Below are 23,527 nucleotides of genomic sequence, written 5' to 3' on the forward strand. Positions count from 1 at the left end.
ATGCGTTTTACCCCCCCACACTCTCCCGCTGCTGCGTAGCGCACTGGTCATCACGGCCGCAGCGACCAGCCTGAACCTCCACGCGGCACGGCCGATGATTACCGACGATGCGCGCATCGTAGATGCCAAAGCCTGCCAGGTCGAAAGCTGGGTCAAGGGCAACAAGAACAGCACCGAATACTGGGCCATCCCGGCCTGCAACTTCACCGGCAACCTCGAAGTCAGCCTGGGCGCTACCGCCATCAATGAATACGGCCATACGCAAAACCACGGCTACGTCATGCAGGGCAAGACCCTGTTCAAGACGCTGGAGAAAAACGGCTGGGGCATAGGCCTGGCCTTCGGCAACTCCATGCAGCCGCGCTCGGATACCCTGCGCCATCTGCTCAGCTCGCCCTACGCTTATGTACCAGCCAGTTTCTCGTTTGCCGATGATCGCTTCGTGCTGCATACCAACGTCGGCTGGCTGCATGACAAGCCCAACAACCGCAATCGCGCCACCTGGGGCCTGGGTTCAGAAACCCAGCTGTCGGAACGTACCTGGCTGATCGCAGAAACCTTCGATCAAAGCGCAGGCCGTCCTTTCTATCAGCTTGGTGTGCGTCACTGGCTGGTGCCTGACCATGTGCAGATCGACACCACTTACGGCAATCGCTTTGGCAGCGGCAGCGAAGAACGCTGGATCTCGATCGGTTTGCGCCTGTTGTCCGTACCGTTCCTGCCGTAAAACACACATTGAAGCACTGCAAGATCAAGGACTTGCAAGCGCTGGTTTACGCCGATTATTTAAAGTAAATTCAGAAAGAAAAACAGCCACTGCAAAACTGCAGTGGCTGTTTTGATTTGAGTGTCAGGTCAGATTAGCCACGATACAAATCGTCGAGGCGTTTCTTCTCCCGCTCTTCAGGTGAGCCTGGCGCTGGTGCTGCCGGTGTTTGCAGCTGTGGCGTCGTGTTCGGATCGGTATTGAACATACGCTCCCAGAAACTCTTCTGTTCATCCACATCCAGCGATTTGACTGAATCGCCATTCGCGTACTCATCGTACATCCAGTCGCCGTCCACCTGCGTGACACCCGGCGGCGCGATCTTGGCCATTTCCGGTTTGCCGCGCAAGGCGGTACGCATATAGTCGATCCAGATCGGCAAGGCCAGCGTGCCGCCGAACTCACGCGTACCGAGTGAGCGTGGCTTGTCGTAACCCATCCATGCGACCGCGACGATATCGCGACCATAACCGGCAAACCAGCCATCCATCGCATTATCGGTAGTACCTGTTTTACCTGCCAGGTCACTACGACCCAGGCGCTGGCTGGCCAGATAGCCGGTACCGGAACGCACGACGTCACGCATCATGGAATCGGTAATAAAGGCATTGCGCGGATCGATGGCGCGTGCGGTTTCATCACCGGCCTGCGGATGCTGCGCTTCCAGCAAGACCTTGCCGCGCGCATCGACCACTTTCTCGATCAGATACGGTGCAACCTTGAAACCACCGTTGGCAAATACTGAATACGCGCCTGCCATTTGCAGCGGCGTGACCGAACCGGTACCCAGCGTCAATGTCAGGTTGGCCGGTTGCTTGTCTGCTTCGAAGCCAAAATGGCCGAGATGCTCAATCGCGTATGCAGGCGTGATCTTGCGCAGGATGCGGATCGAAACCAGGTTCTTCGAACGCTTCAAGCCGGTACGCATGGTCACTGGACCGTCGTATTTGCCATTGTCATTACCCGGATTCCAGGCTTTGCTACCCTGCTCGCCGTCGCTGTCTTCTGCCAGCGGCGCATCATTAATCAGCGTGCCTGGCGAGAAGCCTTTTTCCAGCGCTGCCGAGTAAATGAAAGGCTTGATGGTCGAACCCGGCTGACGCCAGGCTTGCGTGACGTGATCGAACTGATTCAATGCGAAGTCGAAACCACCAACCAGCGCACGGATGGAACCATCCTGGCCATTGACTGCGACAAAGGCCGCCGCCACTTCAGGCAACTGCGAGATCATCCATTTTTTCTTCGCATCCTGTACCACGCGGATGACGGAGCCCGGCACCAGCTTCTTCTGTGCGGTCGCCTTGTCGGACAGATAAGCAGCAGCAAAGCGCAAGCCTTCGCCGGTGATCTCTACCGTTTCACCCGACAACAACTCGGCGCGTATCAGTTTGGAATTCGCCTCTGTCACCACGGCGGCGCGCAGATCGTCGCTATCCGGGTATTTGGCCAGCACGTCATCGATGGCTTGCTGTCTGTCTTCTTCATCCTTGGGCAGATCGATAGAGCCTTCCGGTCCGCGATAGCCATGACGACGATCATAGTCCAGCACGCCACGGCGCACTGCATCATAAGCTGCGTCCTGATCCGCCTTGGTCAGCGTGGTGTAGACGGTGAAACCGCTGGTATAAATCTCGTCTTTATATTGTGCGTACATGAACTGGCGCACGGTTTCAGCCGCGTGTTCTGCGTGGGTGCGGAAACGATTGCCGTTCGGCAGCACGTTCAGTTTCTCTGCCGCGGCCTGCTTGTACTGCTCATCCGTGATGAACTTCAACTCATGCATGCGCTTGAGGATGTACTGCTGGCGCTCGGTCGCACGCTTCGGATTGACGACCGGATTCGCGCTGGCGGGCGCTTTCGGGATACCCGCCAGCATCGCCGACTCGGCTATCGTCAGATCCTTGATCGGCTTGCCGAAATAAATCCGCGCCGCACTGCCGAAGCCGTAGGCACGTTCACCCAGGTAGATCTGATTCATATACAGCTCAAGAATCTGGTCTTTGCTCAGGTTCTTTTCTATCCGGTAAGCGAGGATGACTTCCTGCAGTTTACGACTGTAAGTTTTCTTGCGCGTCAGCAGGAAGGTACGTGCCACCTGCATGGTGATGGTCGACGCACCCTGCGAACGGCTACGCACCAGATTAGCCAGACCGGCACGCACCACACCCAGCACATCGACGCCGCCATGCTCATAGAAGTTATTGTCTTCAATCGCGATGATCGCATTCTTCATGCTGGCCGGAATATTCGCGACCGATACGAAGTCACGGCGCTCTTCGCCGTATTCGCCGATGAGGACGTTATCTGCGGTGTACACACGCAGTGGAATCTTGGGTTTGTAATCAGTCAGCGCATCAATGGATGGCAGGTTCGGCACGATAAAGAGCAGCGTGTAAGCGACACCCAGGATGGCAACGAAGATGGAAGCGATGAAGGCAGCGATGGCTGCTTGACGGAGCTTGATATTGGTTGGTCGTTCGGACCAGGCAACAAACTGTGATGAAATGTACGAGAAAAACCGCAACGCGATCCCCTATTAAGTCTTAGCGTCGCAACTTTAGCAGGCATTGGCCATTTAAGTTGAAACCAATTGTTATCTTGTTAGAAATACATTTGTCTTGCATTTGTCATTTCAACAGCTGTTTACCGGGCGCATATAGCAATGGCCCGCATCACAGCGGGCCATTTTGGAATGTATACGGCTGTAAGCCGGATACTCAGTATCTGGTCTGCTAGTTATCTGCGACCGATTTCATTACCGATCACGCCGCCAACCGCAGCACCACCAACGGTACCCAGCGTGCTGCCACCTGTCAGGATCGCACCGCCGACGGCACCGATACTGGCACCGGTCACCATATTCCGGTCGCGGCGCGACATACCACTACAACCTGCAACGGTAAGCACCACAACAGCAATCACGGCAGTACTGGCAATTTTTTGCATCATTTTCATCGAAGACCTCAAGACAGAGTGTTAAGACAGGTAAATAGAAAAGTTAATTACCTGTCACTGACAGCAAAGGCAGCGGAAAGATTCCCTGCCCGTCGCAGCAAATTTTCAATCTTGCCGGCACCCAACAAAATATGGAGTGACAGCTCAGGACGAAAACTGCGACAGCGGCGCCATCGTAAAAAAATCTGCCCAAGTTAGCCATCAGACAATGCAGCTACTTGCTGTAGGAATACGGGAAGGAACCCGTTTTTAACGACGCCCGGCATCCGCTACTTTTGCAAAACTGATGAAAATAATTCGCATTTGGCCGGATTCGCTATATACGTTTGGACATAGCTAGCTATAATCAAACCTCATTACCGTATTCAGGCTGCATGATGAGCACTACACAGTATTTGGCACCCGCCGACCAGACGATCATGGAATCGCGCCGCGAAGTCTACAAAGGCTGGAAGATCCTGGTTGAAATCTCCGGTGCCTCCCGTTATGAAGATGCCACCGTCTGCATGTACGCGCCGCGCATCGTCGTCACCGAACAGCTTTCCATCGGCTTTCGTGAGCTGGATGTCGCCACCGAGCACTGTTTTATGACGCCAGCGCAGTGTTTACAAGGCGGCATGATGATCGCGCGCGATTTTATTGACCGGCGCGGTTAGCAGTTTCCCCATCTTTTGCTAGAATGCGGGCGATATTGTTGTCGGAGCCCGGCAAGAAGTACATTTGGGACATTATTTAAATAAGGGAAGCAAGCATGAGTTCGAACTATTGGCGTGAGCGCTGGATCAAGGCATTGGTAAAAACCGGCATGGACCGTAGCGCCGCAGAAGCTGCTTTTGCAGCAACCTACAGCAAAGAACCTGCAGATCAATCCAAAAGCCCTGAAATCCAGGCGCTGATGTCCATCGATCTCGGCCAGGGCAACTTCAAAGCAGCGGCCCCAGCCCACGCTTAAGACGCCAGCCGTCAGCAAACCAGCCAGGCCTGACACTCGTCAGGCTGTCTGTCCGCCGAATACATAGCCGGACACGACTACATTCATTACCTTGTCTTCAAAAATCTTGCGTCCGGTATCGTCACCGGCGGCACCTGCTGCGACCATCAACGGTAGCAAGTGATCCGGATGTGGCTGCGTCAGTTTTGCATCCGGCGCTTTTTCCCACTCTGTCAGCAAGGCATCACGTTCCTGTGCGCTGGGTGCAGCGATGCTATCGCTGAGCCAGGTATCAAAGCGTTTCGATGGTTCGGTGAACGCCGGGCTGAAGCCGCGCATATTGTGGAAACTCATGCCACTGCCGACGATCAGCACGCCTTCATCGCGTAGCTGCTGCAAGGCGGCACCTGCCTTGAGGTGCTCGGCCGGGTCCAGTGTTTTCTTCATCGACAATTGCAGCACCGGGATATCCGCATCCGGATAGATCAGCTTGAACGGAATAAACACGCCGTGATCATAGCCGCGCTGATTATCGGTATGCACCGGGATATTTGCAGCCGTCAGCAATTCGACGACGCGCTGCGCCACATCAGGCGCGCCCGGCGCCGGATAGTTCAGCTCATAGGTATGCGGAGGAAAACCGTAGTAATCGTAAATCAGCGACGGCTGTGCCGTGCTCATCACGGTAAACTCATCCTCCATCCAGTGCCCGGAAATGATCAGGATGGCTTTGGGTTTGCTGCCGACTTCCTTATGCATATTGCGCAGGAAGTCCGCCATCTTGTCCCACATATGCGGATCACCCGGCCAGTCCATGAAAAAGCATGGACCACCGCCGTGGGGAATGAAAAAGGTTGGGACGCGCTTGGAATCGGCCATGGCTATATCCTGTTCTGCTGTTTCAAATTAGTACTAATTAAAACAGTATTGTGCAGCCGTTGCGATTTTTTTGCTGGCGCTGCGTTTTCAGGTGTCAGCGCAGGACGGTAAACATGGCCTGGCGTATTACTCCGCTTCGTTTTCCGGTAATTTGAGCTGACCGGTGTGATAGTCATATTCATAGACTTCACCATAACGTCCCCACTCCACCACCACTTCCAGCACACGCTTGGCTTCTTCTTCCTTGAGGAATTCTTCCAGCGTATCGAGGAAACGTTTCTCCGACAGCGAGCCATTCGGTTCGCGCTCCAGGCTTTGACGGATATGGGTTGCCAGCGGCACATGCGTCAGCAACTGCTGGCCAAAGATTTCCTTGCGCCGGATATGTGCTGCCTGTGCATAGCCATGACCGAGGGCGGTCAGCGTAATGTCACCCTTCTCTACCTGCGCCAGGCCCAGCAAGCCGAGCGCTTCATATGTCGGGAACAATTCTTCATCCGGCAGCTTCGCTTCTTCGGTCAGCTCCGGCAAGTCGGCGCGACCGTTGAACGGCGGTGCCGCCAGCAAATCGAGTACGCCTTCGATATGCGCAACGTCGGTTTCCGGCAAGCGATAGCTGAGGTGCGCCTGCACGGCCACACCGGTCGTCGCTTCCTGCGGGGTACGCATGGTCATCAGTGCATAGACTTCATCGATCAGTGCACGCACTTCAGCCGAATCCGGATTACGCGGACGCGGCAAACTGATTTTGATCTCGCTGCGTATCCGTCCTGGGCTGCTCGACAGCACCAGGATGCGATCCGACATCATCACCGCTTCTTCGATATTGTGCGAAACGATCAATATGCCCTTGGTCGGGATACGCTTTTCTTCCCACATCTCAAGGATGTCATCGCGCAAGGTTTCGCCCGTCAACACGTCGAGCGCCGAGAACGCCTCATCCATCAACAGCACATCCGGCCCGGTCACCAGGCCACGCGCGATACCGACGCGCTGCTTCATGCCACCCGATAATTCACGCGGCAACGCGCCGCCAAAACCAGCGAGTCCGATCAGGTCCAGCATTGCATCGGCGCGTTTTTCACGCTCCTCCGGTGGCACACCTTGCGCCTCCAGTCCGAGCTCCACGTTTTGCTGCACTGTCAGCCACGGAAACAAGGCAAACGACTGGAAGACCATCGCGATCCCTGCGACCGGGCCATAAATAGTCTGGCCACGATAGGTAGCGCTACCACTATCGGCCGGAATCAAACCAGCCATGATGCGCAACAGCGTCGATTTACCGGAGCCGGACTTACCCAGCAAGGCGACGATCTCACCTTCGGCCAGCGTGAAATCCACCTGCTCCAGCACACTCGAAGGCGTGCCGTCTGCGGTCTGGAAGGATTTATCGACGCCCTTCAAATTGATCAATACATTCTGGCTCATCATGCCTCCTCAACGACTGCGGTCTTCTGCCAGCAGGTACAGCTTGCGCCAGAAAAATCGGTTCAACAACATTACAAATATGCACATCACGCCTATGCCAAGCGCGATGCGATGAAAATCACCGGCATCCGTCATCTGTTTGATGTAACTGCCGAGGCCGTCAGCGATCAGTGTCGTCTTGCCCCATGTCACATACTCGGCGACGATGCTGGCATTCCACGAACCGCCGCTTGCGGTAATCGCACCGGTGATATAGCTGGGGAACACTGCAGGCAAATAAACCCGCTTCCACTTCAACCAGCCTTTCAAGCCCAGGTTGTCCGCAGCCAGGCGCAATTCATTCGGGATGGTCGATGCACCTGCCACCACATTGAACAGGATGTACCACTGTGTACCGAACACCATCAGGGGACTGAGCCAGATATTCGGATTCAGCTGCAAAGTCAGCAGTACATACACCACCAGCGGGAACATCAGGTTCACCGGGAAGGCCGCGAGGAATTGCGCCAGTCCCTGCACGCGTTGTGAATACCTGGGACGCAGACCTATCCACACTGCTATCGGCATCCACACCAGCGATGCCAGTGCGATCAGCAATAAAACACGCGTCAACGTAATCAGCCCCAGCCACACCACATGCCCGACCTCGGCCCAGCCGACATCGCTATGGACAAAAATCACCAGGCGATACAAAGCCAGACAGGCGGCGATCAGCAGGAAAATGTTCCACGCCTGCATCCACATCGGATGGATAGCGCGTGCGCTCGCACGTGGTGCCGTGCCGTCGTACGACACACTGAACCAGCCCAAGGTCCTGCGCAGCATCGCCCACATGCGGTCGGTACCGGCACGCATCCAGCGGCTGCGCCGTCCCCAGTTCAGCAGCCACGAACGCTGCCCGGTTTCGCCCTGCGACTCTTCGAAACGGAATTTATCGGCCCAGGCCAACAAGGGACGGAAAAACAATTGGTCATACAAGATGATACCGGCCAACATCGCACCGATAGCCCACAAGATCGCGTGCAAATTCTTCTCTTCGATCGCCACTGCAATATAAGCACCGATGCCGGGCAATTTAATATCCTGATTGGCGACTGAAATCGCCTCGGCCGCAACCAGGAAGAACCAGCCGCCGGACATGGACATCATCATGTTCCACAACAAGCCCGGCATCGCAAACGGCAACTCCAGCCGCCAGAAGCGCTGCCAGCCAGACAAACGGAACACGCGCGCCGCTTCATTCAACTCTGACGGTACCGTACGTATCGACTGATACAGGCTGAACGCCATATTCCAGGCCTGCGAAGAAAAGATCGCAAAAATCGCCGCGCACTCGACACCTAACAGGCTGCCAGGAAAGAAAGCAATGAACGGCGCAATGGCGATCGCCTGGAAACCAAGGATAGGCACCGACTGCAAAATATCCAGCGTCGGGATCATCACCTTTTCGGCAGCACGATACTTGGCCGCAATCGCAGCAAAGACAAAGCTGAACAACAAGGCACAGCCCAGTGCGATAAACATGCGCAAGATGGTACGCAGCAGGTAATAAGGAAGATTGGATGGGTCCAGCGAGATAGGCGTGACTTCACCGACCACGAATGGTCGCGTCATCTGCATCGCGCCGAAACCGACGGCGACCAGTACCGACAGCACCAGCGGCAGCAAAGCCCAATCCCAGCGATTGGGTGTGACCGCGAGCAGGGAGCGCTCTGTCTTGCGAGGAACGATAGCCTCAAACATATTAGTAAAACCTTGTATTCAGGGTATCGGCTTGGGCCAGCTGGGGAAAATGTATGGATTTCCCCAGCCAGACAGGATGACAGCTGCATGTGACAACATGCTTACGTCCGCCAACCATCATCCGGTGCGGCCATGCATGCCGCCACCTCAGTAGCCAGATACAACGCGGTCGCGCCCTGCTCGGTGCACACGGGCAACGCAGGGCGAAACAGATAAACGATAAGAAGGGAGTAGATAAAGAACCAACGAGAACCGTCAGTCCGGTATACCACTACCCGCCATTGCGGCAAGGTAGCGATGAGGAGATGGGCTACCTTGCCAGTGTCCTGCCTGTGTGAGAACTACAACTGGAACAGCCCATGCTGGAACCCCATAACAAAATAATCGACGCACTTTACCACCAAGCCAGAGCCTCCGCCAGCGGATATGCGATTCTTGGTTTACAGCAAAAAACTTCTATAGGCAGATCGATACCTGCACCCTTAAGCCGGTACGCGCTGCTCTTGCGGAAAACAAATCGCACCTACGATCACCAGCACGCACAAAGCACCCAGCGCCTGCAGCATCAAGCCAAAGCCACCGCGTTCATGCAAGCTCGCCACCACACCGACCGATACGCCAGCCGCAGTGAAACCCAGGAAGTAGCGCACTGAGTATGCACGGGCGCGCCATTCGTCGCTGGTGTACTTGCCTATCATCGCGTCATTCACCGTGACCTGGCCGAAGATGCAGATCACGATGCCTATGCAGATCAATATCAGCGGCAAACCGGACAGGCTGGCACTGAAGTACAGCAGTGGTGCCAGCGTGAATGCCAGTGGCAGGAACAGGGTTTTCAGTGAGTGCTTATCCAGCAAATGACCGATAACATACTGCGCCAATGCACCGAACACATACGTCCCGGCGACGATCACACCGAGCAATGCGGCATTCACTGTGATCCCTGACAAACGTTCGGCAAACAATTTAGGCATGGCGACAGTGAAAGCATTGAAGGTCGTCGAGCTGGCAATGATGGTGATGACCAGTGCGACGATCACGCGCCACATCGCATCCTTGGAGACGCGCACCGAACCCGGCTGCCCTCCTTTACGTACGGCGCGTACTTCATGCCGGACGCTAATGGCAAACATGATGCCTATGACTATCGTAGCCAGGCCAGGCAACAGGAAAGCCCAGCGCCAACCCAGATACTGGCAAACGATGCCGGTAATCAAAGCCGACGACGCCACGCCCAGATTGCCCCACACACCGTTGATACCGACTTCACGCCCCAGTTTCTCGGCATGTGCAACCAGCATCGCGGTGCCGACCGGATGATAGATCGCGGCGAACAAACCAACCGCCAGCAAGGCAATGCCCAGTTGCAGCGGTGTCTGCGTCAGGCCGACTGCCATCATGGCAGCACCGATGCCGAGGAAGAACACCACCATCATGTGCCGCCGGCTCCAGCGATCACCCAGCCAGCCGGTGACCAGTGCACCGGCACCAAAGGCAACAAAGCCCGGCGTCGCGTACGGCAACAACTCGCCATAGCTCATGCCAAATACCGGCGCGATCACGATCACCGCCGCTGCGAATACCAGCATGGCGTAGTGGTCGATAAAGTGGGCGATGTTGATGTAGGCGATGACGGTGCGGGGTTCGTTCCGTAGCTGATCCATGAGTTGCTTTCCTTTAAAACAGCCACTAGGTTAATATGACCAGTCATCGATAAGAAGACAAGCAACATCGCCGATGCGCCAAGTTGCAGGTCTTTCCTACAGCTCCCACCTCAGGAAGTGCAATGAACATAGTCGCCCGGTCTTATCCGCGTGGTACACACCTCGGCTTGCATGTACATCGCGAAGCGCAATTGCTATTCGCGTCCAGCGGCGTGATGCAAGTGACGACGCCGAAAGGCCGCTGGCTGGTGCCGCCTGCACGTGCGGTCTGGCTGCCACCTGGTATCGAACATGCAGTCGATATGCTGGCCGATATAGAAATGCGCGCCCTGCTGATTCCGTCCGAAATGCTGGCCCAGCATCCGGAGGCGCCGCGTCTGGAAAAAGAGTTTGTCGTCGCCGTCGGTCCGCTGCTGCGCGAAACCATACTCGGCGCGTTCAAACCAGGTTTACATTCAGCCCAGCATCCGCGCCGCATCGCCCTGCTGGTTGAGCTGGCCTTGTTCGAACTGGCCGAAGATGAAGATGCAGCGACCTTCATGCCCATGCCTACCGACGTACGTGCGCGCCGCGTCGCAGACATCATCCTGGCCGATCCGGCGAATGACAGTGAACTCGAATTACTGGCACACACTGCAGGCGCATCAGCACGCACCATCACGCGTTTGTTTCCGGCTGAAACCAATCTGACGTTCAAGGAATGGCGACAACGCGCGCGCATCATGGCGGCGGTCGAAGTGCTGGGCAATGGCCAGACTTCCATCAAGCAACTGGCAGCGCAACTGGGCTTTAGCAGCGTCGCCGCCTTTGGTCACGCGTTCCGCCAAATCATGGGGATGACGCCGAGTGAAATGATGCAACGTTCCGATATGGAAAACTCATAATTGCCTCACTTCACTTCCTGCATTCTTACAACAGGTCACAAGCTACGCTGACATCGCAATTTTTTATCTTTCGATATGATGTTTCCCATCACACCGGAGCCGGCGGTTCGAAAATATACCGGTACCAATTCCTGACTGAAACACATGCATCTCTACTGTTTCAGCACTCCCAGCAGTTCATATCCAGTCAACGCTTATCTTTTGTTCAGATAGCTGCTCGGTGATTCGCCAAGTACACGTTTGAACATCGCTGAAAAAGCACTGGGACTGGCATAGCCTAGTTCATCTGCCAGCGTTGCTATCGGCACGCCATCTTCCAGGCGACTCAAGGCACTCGCCAGCTTTACTTGCTGCACCCACTGACGGAAAGTGAGATCGGTTTCCTTGAGAAACAAGCGGATCAGGGTACGACTACTCGCCCCGACCTGCTCTGCCCAGTACTCAATACTCATCGCATGCTCGGGCGCATCCAGTATCGTCTGGCACACCGCAAGCAAACGCCGATCGGTCGGCCAAGGTATGGCGAGCGGGATGGTTTTGGAATGCTGTAGCTGATGCAGGATCAGCGTCACGACCGCGCGATTCTTTTCATTGTCTTCGTATTCGACAGGCTCTTCGACCAGCGTCAGTATCAGTTCGCGCAGCATGGGACTGACTTCGATCACGCGTACCTTGTCACCCAGGTGTGCAGCATGATTTTCATCTATATACAGTGTGCGCATTTGTACTGCACTGAGTATCAACTGGTCATGCACGATACCTGCCGGTATCCACAAGCCGCGTGTCGGCGGGATGAACCAGATGCCATTGTTGCTGGCGACGCGCATCAATCCTTTGGTCGCGTACAGCAATTGTCCACGCGCATGCTGATGCGGCGTGTTGTAGCTGCCAGTCTCCTGGTCACGCGCCAGCGCAGTGATCGGCTGACGCACATAATTGATAATCGTCGGCATTCTCGCTGCGCCCTTTAGCGTAACTGTCACTTTTTCGACGATTTTTGGCATTCATTGATATTTACCCTCACGATGGCAAAAATTATAGTTTGCCCATACAGCATGTAGCAAACATTGTTATCGGACGAAGGGAAATACCATCATGCATCACAACACGCATTCATCGACCGCGGCGACCACAGTCGCGCATACACACCGCATCACCGCCATCATCGGCTTGCTCATCCTGTCACTCGCACTGCGACCCGGCATCGTTTCCATCGGGCCTATCCTGCTGCAGATCCAGCATGAGTTCGCACTCAGCTATACCAAATCGTCGTTGCTGATCGCCATTCCGGATATCTGCATGGGTGTGTTTGCCCTGTTCGTCCCGCGGATAGCCCGCTCGCTGGGTAGCGACCGCGCCGTCATCACTGCATTGTTTTTGTTGGCAGCTGCCACCTTGCTGCGCGGACTGTCCGGCTCAGTTTCCACCCTGCTGTTATCCACGCTCTTTGTTGGCATAGGCATAGCGGTTTCGGGTTCGCTAGTAGGCGGCTGGATCAAAACCCACTTCCCGCGTGAGGCGTCGTTCTTTATGGGGATTTATGCGGCAGGCCTGAGCGTAGGCGCGACCGCAGCAGCGGTGTTAACAGATGTAGTCGCGCAGATCAACCAGGACTGGCGCTGGGCTGCTGCCATGTGGTCCTTGCTGTGTGTGACAGCCATCCTGAGCTGGCGCACATTGACCAGGAAATTCCCGTCTACAGACGCAAATAAATCAGTGACGCAACAAGCGACTTCCATCGTCCTGCCGTTCCGCAATGGCAAAGCCTGGCTTATCGCACTCTACTTCGGCATCAGCCAATTCATGGTCTACGCCTGCTTCGCGTGGATCGCACCCAGCAGCACGGAAATGAATCTTCCGCACATCAGTGCTGGTGTATTGCTGGCGCTGTTCACTCTGACCTTCGCGATTGCCAGCTTTGCGGCCGGGTATATCGCACGTCATTCGACTGACAGACGCGGCTGGCTGCTGCTTGCCATGTTGTTGACGATTGTTGGCTTCGCGGGTCTCTGCTTCTGGCCGACATCTTATGCGATGGCTGACATCATCCTCGTCGCAATAGGACAAGGCATCTGCTTCCCGCTGGTGATGACGCTGCCGCTGGACAATACCGCGAGTGCCAACGACGCCAATTTATGGACCGTGTTCATGCTCTTCATCGGTTATCTGATTGCTGCACTCGGCCCGGTGAGCTTTGGTTTGCTGCGTGACCTGACGCATGGTTACGCTGCTTCGTATGGCTTGTTAACAGCAGCAAGTGTGCTCCTGCTTGTCATGACTCCGGCACTGAAGCCGAATACCAAAACAGCGGCTAGTGCCGCCTGATAAGCGATCGCTAAGCGCGGCGCAGTTCTCTATTCAGGAATTGTGCTGCGTCAGGATGGCGTTCAGCAAGCCGGGGAAACGGCTTTCAATATCGGCCCGTCGCAGCGTGTTCATGTGGATGGTGCCGCTGTTTTCCGTATGCACCAGGCCGGACTCGCGCAAGACCTTGAAGTGATGGGAGACGGTGGATTTGGGACGCCCGCCATCGAGCTCACCGCAGGTAGCAGCATCAACGCGCGCCAGGTGGCGCACGATGTCCAGACGTATCGAATCGCTCAATGCATACAGCACACGTTCGAGCGAAAACTCACTGGCAGCAGGATGTTTAAAAGGACGCATGAGCAACATTATACGCGTTGCGCTATACTTCTTCCATTGTTCGTATATTTACGAACTAACGAAGCAATTAGCACGCAATACCGATCAATTACTTATAAACAACTTACTGAAAGCCATCATGTCCGCTCTATTTCAGCCTTACACCCTCAAAGACGTCACCCTCCGCAACCGCATAGCCATCCCGCCCATGTGCCAATACATGGCCGTTGACGGCGTCGTCAACGAATGGCACCAGACCCACTACGCCAGCCTGGCACGTGGCGGTGCCGGTCTGGTGATCGTCGAAGCAACTGCGGTCGCCCCGGAAGGTCGCATCACACCAGCCTGCACCGGCATCTGGAATGAAGCGCAGGCACAAGCATTCGTCCCTATCGTGCAAGCCATCAAGGCTGCAGGTTCGGTACCCGGCATCCAGATCGCACATGCCGGACGCAAGGCCAGCGCCAACCGTCCATGGGAAGGCGACGACCACATTGCGGACGGCGACGCACGCGGCTGGCAAACAATCGCTCCATCCGCCCTCGCCTACGGCAAAGGTTTGCCGAAGGTACCGCAAGCAATGACGCTGGATGACATCGCCCGTGTCCGCCAAAACTTCGTCGACGCCGCTATCCGCGCACGTGACGTCGGCTTCGAATGGCTGGAACTGCACTTCGCACACGGCTATCTGGCGCAAAGCTTCTTCTCCGCCCACTCCAACCAGCGTGACGACATCTATGGTGGCAGCGCAGAAAACCGCGCGCGCTTCCTGCTCGAAACCTTGCGTGCAGTCCGTGCCGTGTGGCCAGAGAACCTGCCGCTGACCGTGCGTTTCGGTGTGCTCGAATACGATGGCCGCGATGAAGAAACATTGATCGAATCCATCAAGCTGGTGCGCGAATTCAAAAAATCCGGCATGGACATGATCAGTGTCAGCATCGGCTTCACCATTCCGGAAACTTCGATTCCATGGGGTCCGGCCTTCCTCGGCCCCATCGCTGAACGTGTACGTCGTGAAGCTGATGTACCGGTTTCATCGGCATGGGGCTTTGGTACTCCAGAGATCGCTGAACGTGTGGTCGCTGACCAGCAACTGGACATCGTCATGGTCGGCCGCTCGCACCTGGCCAATCCACACTGGCCTTACCAGGCAGCGAAAGAACTCAAGGTCGAACGCGCGTCATGGGTATTGCCTGCGCCTTACGCGCACTGGCTGGAACGCTATTAATCACTAGTCAGCAACAGGTACGCGGCAGGCTGTCGCGTACCACCTGAAACTACTGGAGGAACGCAATGGGTAAGCCAGAATTTTTTATCACTCCCGGCTATGGCGATTTCATGCTCAAGGAGTTGCACTACTCGCAGGCAGTCAAGATAGGCAATCGTGTCGAAACGTCAGGACAAGGTGGCTGGGATGACGCGTTTAACTTTCCGGCATCCGTAGAAGATGAAATCGCTAAAGCGTTCGACAACATCACACGCACGCTGGCTACTGCAGGTGCAAGCTGGGAGCATGTGATCCACGTTAACTCTTACCATGTCGGTGGTTTTCCGCCGGAAGTGAATGCAACTATGGTCAAGCTGTTCCGGCGGTACATGCCACAGCACTCACCTATCTGGACCCAGCTTGGCGTTGCTGCACTCGGACTGCCACAGATGCGTATAGAGATACGCGTGACTGCGATTATTCCTGAATAACAGGAAACCTTACTGCAGCAAGCGAGAGCCAAGCGGCTCTCGCCTTGCAATCTTCAGAGGAGTTATTTGCGCGTACGCGCGAAGCTATACCACAACCCTACTGCGATGGGCGCAGCCAAAGCGCCCCATGCAAACCAGTGCCAGACACCAGTCTTGACCAGCGCGATGATCAGGCCGAACAAAGTCAGTGCAGCCAGCAATATGGGCATGCGCCAGACGAACCAGAAGTGACTGCGTTTTGCAGTATGAGTAGCTTTCATATTCTTTCAAGTTTCAAGCTGATGCGCCTGTATCAGTTTCTCCATGCGCGCTTCATTCGTCTTGCGTCGCACTATCCACAAATACAAACCACTCCCCAGTACCACGATGGAAATCAGGTCGAGTATCGCCCACATGATTTGCATAGGACGTCCGCCGTAATCACCGAAATGCAAAGGCTGCGACAACAACAAGCCCGTCAGGTACCACGGCAAGGTACGGCTATCCGTTACCTCACCCGTCGTCGCATCCACCAGCACCGGCTTGAACAAGCGCGAAGTCAATGCTTCGGTACCACGCATGAAAATGCCGTAATGATGTGGACTGGTAAAGCTGGTGCCGGGGAATGCGATAAAGCCCATCTTCATATCAGGCTCCAGTGTGATCGCGGCATCAACCGCTTTTTGCAGTGAACCCAATTCGGTCAGCGCCGGCTTGCCCTTGTATGGCGCAACCATCTCTGCCATCTGATCGAACTGCCAGTACTTCACCAGCAGATCGGCCCAGGTATTGATGACACCTGTCGCACCGACCACCAATAACCAGGACAGCGTCACGATGCCGAGCAGATTGTGCAGGTCCAGCCACTTCAGGCGATTCGATCGTTCCGCACGTACCGTACCGAACTCCAGCTTCTTCATGAATGGCCCGTACAACACCACACCAGACACGATGGCCACCAGCAGCAAGATGCCCATGAAGCCGAGGAACAGCATGCCCGCCAGACCGGCAAACAGATTCACATGCAGCGAAAACATGATGTACATAAAGCCGCTGCTTAACGGCGGCTGGCCGAGTACCTCGCCAGTACGCGCATCTACCGCTACCTGCTTCATATCCACTTCAGAAGTCGGCGTCGTCGCCAGTGTCACGAACCAGATGCGATCATCGTCCGGCTCCTGCGAAGCAAACATGCCGACCTTGTCCGGATGCTGCGCCAGCGCAATCTCCATCACGCGATCCATGCTGATGCGCGGCGTATGCGCAGGCATTTCCTTCGCCTCTATCTCGGTGCCGAGCAAATGCCCGATCTCGTGATGGAAGATCAGTGGCAAGCCGGTCACGCATAGCAGCAGCATGAACACTGTACACACCAGGCTGGACCACTTATGGATCCAGGCCCAGCGCCTGAGTTTGGTACCTGTCATCAGAAGTCGACGGAAGCGGTCAGGCTGAAGGTGCGTGGATTGCCCAGAACCAGATAGCCGCTGCCTTCGGAGCCACCAACGGAAGCCCAGTAGTTGCGATCGGTGACGTTATCCACGCGGGCACGGAAGGTAACCAGCTTGCCCTGCACTTCGGTCAGATAACGTGCACCTATATCCAGACGTGCCCAGCCCGGCACTTTCAAGGTATTGACCGCGTCTGCGTAGCTGCTGCCAGTCGCTGTTACACGGCCATTCACCGAGAATCCTTGCACGCTCGCGACATCCCACTCGGCGCCCAGGCTACCCTGCACTTTAGGCACACCGATCACACGCTTGCCATCAGTCGTGGCACTACCGCTGGATTCCTGTTTCGCATCCAGGAAAGTGACGCCGCCCAAAATCTTCAGGCCGCGCGTAATTTCACCGAAGGCTGTCAGCTCCAGGCCTTTATGGTTATCCGTTCCCTGCGCGCCATAGATACCGGCCGCATTGGTGAATACGCGAGGTTTATCAGTTGTGAACACAACCGCAGATGCACCCAGTCTGCCGCCATCATATTTCACGCCCACTTCTTTTTGCTTCGCGACATAAGGCGAGAGTATTTCCCCGGCATTTGCCACCGGACGCGTGCCGTCCAGCGTAGGTGCTACTTTGCCCGGGCTGAGACTCTCTATGTAGTTGGCATAAATGGAAACTTCTTTTGCAGGCTTATAGACTATGCCAGCGGCCGGACTCACACGACTTGCTTTATATGCGCTGGTTTGGATGGCGCTACCGTAGGCGTAACCCCTGGTATCCACTGTTTGGTGACGGGCGCCAACCGTGAGCAAGACTTTGTCGTCGAGGAAAGACATCGTGTCGCCGATTGCATAGCTGGTGAGCTGATTTTTTGCAGTTAATGTCGGATTTGCCAGACTGCCACCACCTATTGCGCCAGCACTGAACGCCGGGAGTGTGGTTAACACTGGATTGTACAAATTCGTATTTTGCGTATTGCCCGCATCATATGTGTAGGCATTTTTCCGCTCTGAATCAAAGTAGGCATATGACGCTACCAGCGTATGTTTGACTGAACCGGTCACCAGCTTGCCGCGGATACCGAGCTCCCCTGCCTTCACTGTTTCTATCGCCGTATTATCGAAGCGATACGTGGTGCCGGCACCGCTGAGCGCATCGCTCAATCTGATATTTCCGAGCGAGTTGGCTTCCTTGCCGCGACGCATGCCAGCGGCAAACCAGGTCGTCACATTCGAATTGATGTCATATTCACCGCGCACAGTGCCAAAGGTATCGCGCTCATCCGAGTAGCTGCCCGGCTGCGCCCAGTTGCTGGAAGCGTCCGGTGTACGCGGCACCGAAGTGACGCCACTGACATCCACGTTAGTGCGTGTTTCATTCAGGCGATGATTCTGATGACCGATATCGGCGGACAGTCGCGCATTGCTGCTACGCCAGTCGACACCGACCGAGACCACATTCAGATTTACATTTTCACGGCTAACACCAGTGCCGCCATCCCTGTGCGCAGCATTGATGCGTATACCTGTGCTGTCGTTCGGGCCAAAGCGACGCGAAAGATCTGCCGCGACATACGCTTGCGATCCACTGGCTGTACCTGCAGTGACTTGTGTCAACGGATCGTTACCAGCGCGTTTAGGCAAAAGGTTAATCGTGCCGCCTATGCCATCACCACTAGGTGTGATACCAGTCAGGAAGGTGCTCGCACCGTGCAGTACTTCGACGCGTTCAAACAGTTCGGAAGAAATGTACTGACGTGGCAACAAACTGTAGAGGCCGTTGTAAGCAATGTTGTCGGAACTCAAAAGGAAGCCACGTACAAAGTACGATTCCTGGAAATTACCAAAGCCACGCGCTACACGTATCGATGGATCATTTTGTAAAACATCACCAACGCTGCGCGCCTGTTGATTCTGTATCAGTTCATTGGTATAGCTGGTAATGGAAAACGGCGTATCCATATTGTCCTGCGTACCTAAAATACCAGCACGTCCGCCGCGCGCCACCTGCCCACCGGCATATGCCTTCGACAAACCTTCAGCTGATGCATCGGCACTCGATGTCACCGTAATCGCTTCCAGCTGCGTGGTAGTCGGCGCCTGGGTAGTCTGTGCATGCGCTGTACTTATGAGAAACGGGAGCGCTGCCTGCAAAGCGCACACTAACAAAGTTGGTTTGATAAAAGCCGGAAGATTGAGATGGGCAGCCATCGATGTTTCCTTTGTTCTGGGAGTAGATAGACAGTTGTTGACCACTGGAAACAGTTGCAAACAATAATAGAAATGATTCTCATTATAAATTTTGCATAAAAGCGCCGCAATTGATCTTTGGGCAGACGTACGTTTTCCCGCTGCCTATATGCAGGCAGCGGCAGCGCTACAGAGGAGGAATCAGAAGTTTGCAGCTGTGGTCAGTGAACAACAGCGCGTACTCAGGCGCTGATATCGTCAAGGAAACGATGCATCACATAGGCATCGACATAGCCCAGCTCGCTATGCAGGTAAGCCTTGGGTACGATGCCAACGATGGCGAAGCCCAGTTTCTTCCACAAGGCGACGGCTGCTTCATTGCTGCTGACGACGAAGTTGAATTGAATGGCGCTGAAGCCGGCGGCTTTGGCGGTTTGCAGGCAATGCTGCCCCATCAGCTTGCCTGCGCCCTTGCCGCTGCAATCCGGATCAACCATGAAGGAAGCATTCGCGACGTGCGAACCGAGATCACGCTGATTGGCGATCAGTTTGTACATACCAACGATACGTCCGTCGTCTTCTGCAACATATGAAGTCACGCCAGGCGCAAACCAGTATGCGTATGCATCTTCATAACTGGTATCTGCAGCGAAGACATAACTCACACCCGGCGCTACGACCTTTTGAAAAATAGGCCACATGGCACCGAAATCTGCTGCTATCGCACGACGAATAATCATTACAAAGAAATTGCTGGCCCGAAAGCCAGAATTTTAACCTGCCTGTACTGCTGGTGCCGGAGACGGGCGATGCAGCAAACGCGCTCTTTGCAGCAGATGGACGTCCGCTTCATCTTCGTAGTTGGCGCTTTCTACACGTGGCGGCTTGCGGACCTCGAGCGCCGCATGTATTTTGCGTGGCGATTTGCCGACTATCTCGCTGCGCGCAATGAAGCCTTGTGCAGTGAAATTGTGTTCCAGGAAGATTTCGATGAAATCACGTGCCGCTTCCGGCTGCTTGGCTGCCAGCGGAATCGTTACTGCATGCGAGATGGCGGAAGCTTGCACGATGTTTTTTCCATCGCCAGTCAGGTCATGCTTTGCTGAGGAATAATGCGCATTGAATGCCGGATTAGAAAGATCCATCGTGTCTGGCAAGGATGCGTACGATATCTTTTTTGCGATGCACTCCGTGCGGTAAGCGAATGCATAGTCAGTCACTTCCGTGTCGGCTGCCACTACCTTGCGGCCAGGATGGTTCAACAAGGTGCGCGACATGCCGGGCGCTACGCTATCCGCCAACATGCATGCCATCACGGCCGCATAACCTACCGAGTGTGCATTTGGTTCGAAGTGGGCGATCGATGCTTTCGGATCGCTCAGTTTTTCACGCCAGTTTTTCGCATTCAGGATTTTTCCCGGTGCATAGGCCAGCACCATGCTGTTACCGGCAAAGACGTAATAGCCGTCGGTATGCTCCGGCATCATCGCAGCGGCCACGCCGCTGTCTGCCAGAATAGCCAGATCGTATACATCGCCGGTTTTCAGTTGTTGCAGACTATCTTTTGCGCCTGCGATGCTGACTACTGCCTTTATTTCCGGGTGGCTTGCGTTGAAACGCTTCACTGCCTGACCTACCTGCGCCGAGAAACAAGCATCGGCAAGAATACGAAGTTCTTTCATGTTGTTCATTCTTTAAGCTATCAATTTTCGGTGGTAACGAAACATGCATTTAAGCCCGCACTTTCGATATGCACGGAAGGATATAGCGTTGATCGTCACTACGCAAGAAATTGATGCGCAAAAACGAAGAAATATGAGAATGAGCATCGCTTGATAACTTCTGCTTATCAAGCGATTACATACAGTAATGAAGTATGGGTATTTGCACAGGCGACAGGCAATAAAAAAGCACCCGATACGGGTGCTTTGTAGCCATGTATATATAGCGAGCTTTAGCTGGCAGCGGCTGCCCTGGCCCGTGCCTGATGCAGTTTCCGGTAGCTATCCATCAGGCGATGGTGTCTATCCAGCCCGTCCAGTTGCATATTGGTAGGTGTCAATCCATAGAAGCGCACGCTGCCATCGACCGAGCCCAGCACCGCATCCATGCGCGCATTGCCAAACATGCGACGGAAGTTAACCTCGTAGTCTTCCAGCTCCAAATCATCATCCAACACGACTTCCAGCACCACATTCAACGCCTGATAGAACAAGCCGCGCTCTACTGTGTTGTCGTTGTATTGCAGGAAGGCGCCAACCAGGTCATGCGCGTCTTCGAATTTCTTTAACGCGAGATTGATCAGCAGTTTCAATTCAAGCACGGTCAGCTGACCCCAGTCTGTGTTTTCGTCAAACTCGACGCCGATCAGGGTGGCGATATCCGAGTACTCATCCAGCTCATTGTTTTCCAGGCGATCCAGCAATGCTGCCAGCTTCTTCTTGTCGAGTGTATGCAGGTTCAGGATGTCAGCGCGGAACAGCAGCGATTTGTTGGTGTTATCCCAGATCAAATCTTCTACCGGGTAGACCTCGGAGTAACCAGGCACCAGGATGCGGCATGCAGTCGCGCCCAGCTGGTCGTATACGGCTGTATAAACCTCCTTACCCATGCCTTCGAGTATGCCGAACAGCATCGCTGCTTCTTCCGCATTTGAGTTCTCGCCCTGCCCTGAGAAATCCCATTCGACGAATTCATAGTCAGCCTTGGCGCTGAAGAAGCGCCAAGACACCACGCCGCTGGAATCAATGAAGTGTTCAACGAAGTTGTATGGCTCGGTCACGGCATTGCTGGCGAAGGTAGGACGCGGCAAGTCGTTCAAACCTTCAAAGCTGCGCCCCTGCATCAATTCCGTCAGGCTGCGCTCCAGCGCGACTTCCAGGCTAGGATGTGCACCGAAGGAAGCGAACACGCCACCGGTGCGCGGATTCATCAGGGTCACGCACATGACCGGATAAGTACCGCCCAGCGATGCATCTTTCACCAGTACCGGAAAGCCCTGCTCTTCCAGACCTTTAATCCCGGCCACGATGCCAGGATATTTCGCCAGCACTTCTTGCGGCACGTCCGGCAAGGCAATTTCGCCTTCGAGGATTTCGCGTTTGACCGCGCGCTCAAAGATTTCAGATAAACATTGCACCTGCGCTTCAACCAGCGTGTTGCCTGCACTCATGCCATTGCTGGCGTACAGGTTTTCCACCAGGTTAGATGGGAAGTACACGGTCTCGCCATCCGATTGCCGCACAAATGGCAAGGAACAGATGCCGCGCTCCACATTGCCGGAGTTGGTATCGATCAGATGTGAGCCGCGCAGCTCGCCATCAGGATCGTATACCTCACGGCAGTATTCATCGAGGATGTCGACAGGCAGCGCATCTTTGCGGCCTGGTTTGAACCAGCGCTCGTTCGGGTAATGGACGAACTCCGCATTCGCAAACTCTTCACCCCAGTAGATACCAGCATAGAAATGGTTGTTGCTCAGGCGCTCGATGTACTCGCCAAGCGCCGAAGCCAGCGCACTTTCCTTGGTCGCGCCTTTGCCATTGGTGAAGCACATGGGCGAATGCGCATCGCGGATATGCAGCGACCAGACATTCGGCACGATGTTGCGCCATGACGCAATTTCTATCTTGATGCCCAGTCCGGCCAGCAAGGTCGACATATTCGCGATGGTTTGCTCCAGCGGCAAATCCTTGCCCGCTATATAAGTGTGCGCATCCGCAGTTGGTGCCAGGGTCAGTAGTGCCTGCGCATCAGCGTCCAGGTTGTCGACTTCTTCAATCACGAAATCCGGGCCGGCCTGCACGACTTTTTTCACCGTGCAGCGTTCGATCGAACGCAAGATGCCGCGCCTGTCTACATCCGGCAGGTCGGCTGGCAGTTCAACCTGGATCTTGAAGATTTGTTTGTAGCGATCTTCCGGGTCAACGATATTGTTTTGCGACAGGCGGATGTTTTCGGTCGGGATGTTGCGCGTATTGCAGTACAGCTTCACGAAATAAGCCGCACACAAGGCTGACGACGCAAGGAAGTAATCGAATGGGCCGGGCGCGGAACCGTCGCCTTTGTAACGTATAGGCTGATCGGCGATCACCGTGAAATCATCGAACTTGGCTTCCAGGCGAAGCTTGTCGAGAAAGTTGACCTTAATTTCCATGGGGGAATTCCAAAAATGATGCTTGATTTGAAGCGCTAGGCGCGCTGGCGGCGACACTTTAACACGAGCAGTCATACCAGACAGCTAGGCATGTCCTGCCGGCCTCATGCAAATCCGACATTGCACAGAATGACTATCCCGTTGAAAATTGCCATTCTTTAAAGATA

Annotated in this window: 21 protein-coding genes; 7 read left to right on the forward strand and 14 right to left on the reverse strand. The window is 54.9% G+C overall.

Annotated features, from left to right (window positions below; translation table 11 throughout):
* Positions 1-31 precede the first annotated feature (31 nt).
* Positions 32-727, forward strand: coding sequence for a hypothetical protein (locus tag IXC47_RS14065; protein WP_195876066.1), 696 nt, complete (start codon positions 32-34; stop codon positions 725-727).
* Positions 728-860: 133 nt separating this feature from the next.
* Here the strand turns inward: IXC47_RS14065 and IXC47_RS14070 are convergent, their stop codons facing one another.
* Together IXC47_RS14070 and IXC47_RS14075 are read right to left on the reverse strand one after the other, a co-directional pair.
* Entirely contained in the window at positions 861-3,290 is a 2,430-nt protein-coding gene (locus IXC47_RS14070; protein ID WP_195876022.1) for a penicillin-binding protein 1A, read from the reverse strand.
* Between the two features lie 212 nt (positions 3,291-3,502).
* Entirely contained in the window at positions 3,503-3,721 is a 219-nt protein-coding gene (locus IXC47_RS14075; protein ID WP_124574050.1) for a glycine zipper 2TM domain-containing protein, read from the reverse strand.
* Positions 3,722-4,095: 374 nt separating this feature from the next.
* Between IXC47_RS14075 and IXC47_RS14080 the strand changes: the two genes are divergently transcribed.
* Both IXC47_RS14080 and IXC47_RS14085 read left to right on the forward strand, forming a co-directional pair.
* Entirely contained in the window at positions 4,096-4,377 is a 282-nt protein-coding gene (locus IXC47_RS14080; protein WP_175625972.1) for a hypothetical protein, read from the forward strand.
* Positions 4,378-4,472: 95 nt separating this feature from the next.
* The gene (locus IXC47_RS14085) at positions 4,473-4,673 is read left to right on the forward strand and encodes a hypothetical protein (protein WP_175625973.1); all 201 of its coding nucleotides are present in this window, start codon (positions 4,473-4,475) and stop codon (positions 4,671-4,673) included.
* Between the two features lie 39 nt (positions 4,674-4,712).
* Here IXC47_RS14085 and IXC47_RS14090 read toward each other — a convergent pair whose 3' ends face one another.
* From IXC47_RS14090 to IXC47_RS14105, 4 genes are all read right to left on the reverse strand, one after another.
* On the reverse strand, positions 4,713-5,531 hold the full coding sequence (locus IXC47_RS14090) for a DODA-type extradiol aromatic ring-opening family dioxygenase (RefSeq protein ID WP_195876023.1): 819 nt from the start codon (positions 5,529-5,531) through the stop codon (positions 4,713-4,715).
* A gap of 126 nt (positions 5,532-5,657) precedes the next feature.
* Positions 5,658-6,959, reverse strand: coding sequence for an ABC transporter ATP-binding protein (locus IXC47_RS14095; RefSeq protein ID WP_175626112.1), 1,302 nt, complete (start codon positions 6,957-6,959; stop codon positions 5,658-5,660).
* Between the two features lie 9 nt (positions 6,960-6,968).
* On the reverse strand, positions 6,969-8,702 hold the full coding sequence (locus IXC47_RS14100; protein WP_195876024.1) for an ABC transporter permease: 1,734 nt from the start codon (positions 8,700-8,702) through the stop codon (positions 6,969-6,971).
* A gap of 482 nt (positions 8,703-9,184) precedes the next feature.
* Positions 9,185-10,366 (reverse strand): MFS transporter, encoded by a 1,182-nt coding sequence (locus tag IXC47_RS14105; RefSeq protein WP_195876025.1) that lies wholly within the window; start codon positions 10,364-10,366, stop codon positions 9,185-9,187.
* A gap of 122 nt (positions 10,367-10,488) precedes the next feature.
* Between IXC47_RS14105 and IXC47_RS14110 the strand changes: the two genes are divergently transcribed.
* Positions 10,489-11,250, forward strand: coding sequence for an AraC family transcriptional regulator (locus tag IXC47_RS14110; protein WP_195876026.1), 762 nt, complete (start codon positions 10,489-10,491; stop codon positions 11,248-11,250).
* 194 nt (positions 11,251-11,444) lie between these two features.
* Here the strand turns inward: IXC47_RS14110 and IXC47_RS14115 are convergent, their stop codons facing one another.
* Positions 11,445-12,203, reverse strand: coding sequence for an AraC family transcriptional regulator (locus IXC47_RS14115; protein ID WP_195876027.1), 759 nt, complete (start codon positions 12,201-12,203; stop codon positions 11,445-11,447).
* Positions 12,204-12,345: 142 nt separating this feature from the next.
* Between IXC47_RS14115 and IXC47_RS14120 the strand changes: the two genes are divergently transcribed.
* Complete coding sequence (locus IXC47_RS14120; protein WP_195876028.1) at positions 12,346-13,575, forward strand: MFS transporter; 1,230 nt, start codon at positions 12,346-12,348, stop codon at positions 13,573-13,575.
* 33 nt (positions 13,576-13,608) lie between these two features.
* On the opposite strand, the gene IXC47_RS14125 is transcribed toward IXC47_RS14120, so the two are convergent.
* Positions 13,609-13,914 (reverse strand): ArsR/SmtB family transcription factor, encoded by a 306-nt coding sequence (locus IXC47_RS14125; RefSeq protein ID WP_195876029.1) that lies wholly within the window; start codon positions 13,912-13,914, stop codon positions 13,609-13,611.
* A 118-nt stretch (positions 13,915-14,032) separates the two neighbouring features.
* Here IXC47_RS14125 and IXC47_RS14130 point away from each other — a divergent pair, with 118 nt between their 5' ends.
* A complete protein-coding gene (locus IXC47_RS14130) occupies positions 14,033-15,121 on the forward strand; it encodes an NADH:flavin oxidoreductase/NADH oxidase (protein WP_195876030.1) in 1,089 nt (362 codons plus the stop codon).
* 65 nt (positions 15,122-15,186) lie between these two features.
* Positions 15,187-15,591, forward strand: coding sequence for a RidA family protein (locus tag IXC47_RS14135; protein WP_175625982.1), 405 nt, complete (start codon positions 15,187-15,189; stop codon positions 15,589-15,591).
* A 62-nt stretch (positions 15,592-15,653) separates the two neighbouring features.
* On the opposite strand, the gene IXC47_RS14140 is transcribed toward IXC47_RS14135, so the two are convergent.
* The 6 genes from IXC47_RS14140 to IXC47_RS14165 all read right to left on the reverse strand — a co-directional run bounded on the left by IXC47_RS14140 (position 15,654) and on the right by IXC47_RS14165 (position 23,360).
* Complete coding sequence (locus tag IXC47_RS14140; RefSeq protein ID WP_175625983.1) at positions 15,654-15,851, reverse strand: hypothetical protein; 198 nt, start codon at positions 15,849-15,851, stop codon at positions 15,654-15,656.
* Between the two features lie 6 nt (positions 15,852-15,857).
* On the reverse strand, positions 15,858-16,997 hold the full coding sequence (locus tag IXC47_RS14145; protein ID WP_175625984.1) for a PepSY-associated TM helix domain-containing protein: 1,140 nt from the start codon (positions 16,995-16,997) through the stop codon (positions 15,858-15,860).
* On the reverse strand, positions 16,997-19,225 hold the full coding sequence (locus tag IXC47_RS14150; RefSeq protein WP_195876031.1) for a TonB-dependent receptor: 2,229 nt from the start codon (positions 19,223-19,225) through the stop codon (positions 16,997-16,999). The genes IXC47_RS14145 and IXC47_RS14150 overlap by 1 nt, the downstream gene beginning before the upstream one ends.
* A 221-nt stretch (positions 19,226-19,446) precedes the next feature.
* Positions 19,447-19,944, reverse strand: coding sequence for a GNAT family N-acetyltransferase (locus IXC47_RS14155; RefSeq protein WP_195876032.1), 498 nt, complete (start codon positions 19,942-19,944; stop codon positions 19,447-19,449).
* A gap of 33 nt (positions 19,945-19,977) precedes the next feature.
* Complete coding sequence (locus tag IXC47_RS14160; protein WP_195876033.1) at positions 19,978-20,886, reverse strand: substrate-binding domain-containing protein; 909 nt, start codon at positions 20,884-20,886, stop codon at positions 19,978-19,980.
* A gap of 272 nt (positions 20,887-21,158) precedes the next feature.
* Positions 21,159-23,360: an OsmC domain/YcaO domain-containing protein gene (locus IXC47_RS14165; RefSeq protein WP_195876034.1), complete on the reverse strand. Its 2,202-nt coding sequence runs from the start codon at positions 23,358-23,360 to the stop codon at positions 21,159-21,161.
* Positions 23,361-23,527: the final 167 nt, after the last annotated feature.

Source organism: Herminiimonas contaminans, from assembly GCF_015645465.1.
GTDB lineage: Bacteria > Pseudomonadota > Gammaproteobacteria > Burkholderiales > Burkholderiaceae_D > Oxalicibacterium > Oxalicibacterium contaminans.

Coding starts and splice junctions, on each gene's coding strand:
- IXC47_RS14075 (WP_124574050.1), bottom strand. CDS start 3,721: ATGAAAATGATGCAAAAAATTGCCAGTACTGCCGTGATTGCTGTTGTG.
- IXC47_RS14080 (WP_175625972.1), top strand. CDS start 4,096: ATGATGAGCACTACACAGTATTTGGCACCCGCCGACCAGACGATCATG.
- IXC47_RS14085 (WP_175625973.1), top strand. CDS start 4,473: ATGAGTTCGAACTATTGGCGTGAGCGCTGGATCAAGGCATTGGTAAAA.
- IXC47_RS14090 (WP_195876023.1), bottom strand. CDS start 5,531: ATGGCCGATTCCAAGCGCGTCCCAACCTTTTTCATTCCCCACGGCGGT.
- IXC47_RS14095 (WP_175626112.1), bottom strand. CDS start 6,959: ATGAGCCAGAATGTATTGATCAATTTGAAGGGCGTCGATAAATCCTTC.
- IXC47_RS14100 (WP_195876024.1), bottom strand. CDS start 8,702: ATGTTTGAGGCTATCGTTCCTCGCAAGACAGAGCGCTCCCTGCTCGCG.
- IXC47_RS14105 (WP_195876025.1), bottom strand. CDS start 10,366: ATGGATCAGCTACGGAACGAACCCCGCACCGTCATCGCCTACATCAAC.
- IXC47_RS14110 (WP_195876026.1), top strand. CDS start 10,489: ATGAACATAGTCGCCCGGTCTTATCCGCGTGGTACACACCTCGGCTTG.
- IXC47_RS14115 (WP_195876027.1), bottom strand. CDS start 12,203: ATGCCGACGATTATCAATTATGTGCGTCAGCCGATCACTGCGCTGGCG.
- IXC47_RS14120 (WP_195876028.1), top strand. CDS start 12,346: ATGCATCACAACACGCATTCATCGACCGCGGCGACCACAGTCGCGCAT.
- IXC47_RS14125 (WP_195876029.1), bottom strand. CDS start 13,914: ATGCGTCCTTTTAAACATCCTGCTGCCAGTGAGTTTTCGCTCGAACGT.
- IXC47_RS14130 (WP_195876030.1), top strand. CDS start 14,033: ATGTCCGCTCTATTTCAGCCTTACACCCTCAAAGACGTCACCCTCCGC.
- IXC47_RS14135 (WP_175625982.1), top strand. CDS start 15,187: ATGGGTAAGCCAGAATTTTTTATCACTCCCGGCTATGGCGATTTCATG.
- IXC47_RS14140 (WP_175625983.1), bottom strand. CDS start 15,851: ATGAAAGCTACTCATACTGCAAAACGCAGTCACTTCTGGTTCGTCTGG.
- IXC47_RS14145 (WP_175625984.1), bottom strand. CDS start 16,997: ATGACAGGTACCAAACTCAGGCGCTGGGCCTGGATCCATAAGTGGTCC.
- IXC47_RS14150 (WP_195876031.1), bottom strand. CDS start 19,225: ATGGCTGCCCATCTCAATCTTCCGGCTTTTATCAAACCAACTTTGTTA.
- IXC47_RS14155 (WP_195876032.1), bottom strand. CDS start 19,944: ATGATTATTCGTCGTGCGATAGCAGCAGATTTCGGTGCCATGTGGCCT.
- IXC47_RS14160 (WP_195876033.1), bottom strand. CDS start 20,886: ATGAAAGAACTTCGTATTCTTGCCGATGCTTGTTTCTCGGCGCAGGTA.
- IXC47_RS14165 (WP_195876034.1), bottom strand. CDS start 23,360: ATGGAAATTAAGGTCAACTTTCTCGACAAGCTTCGCCTGGAAGCCAAG.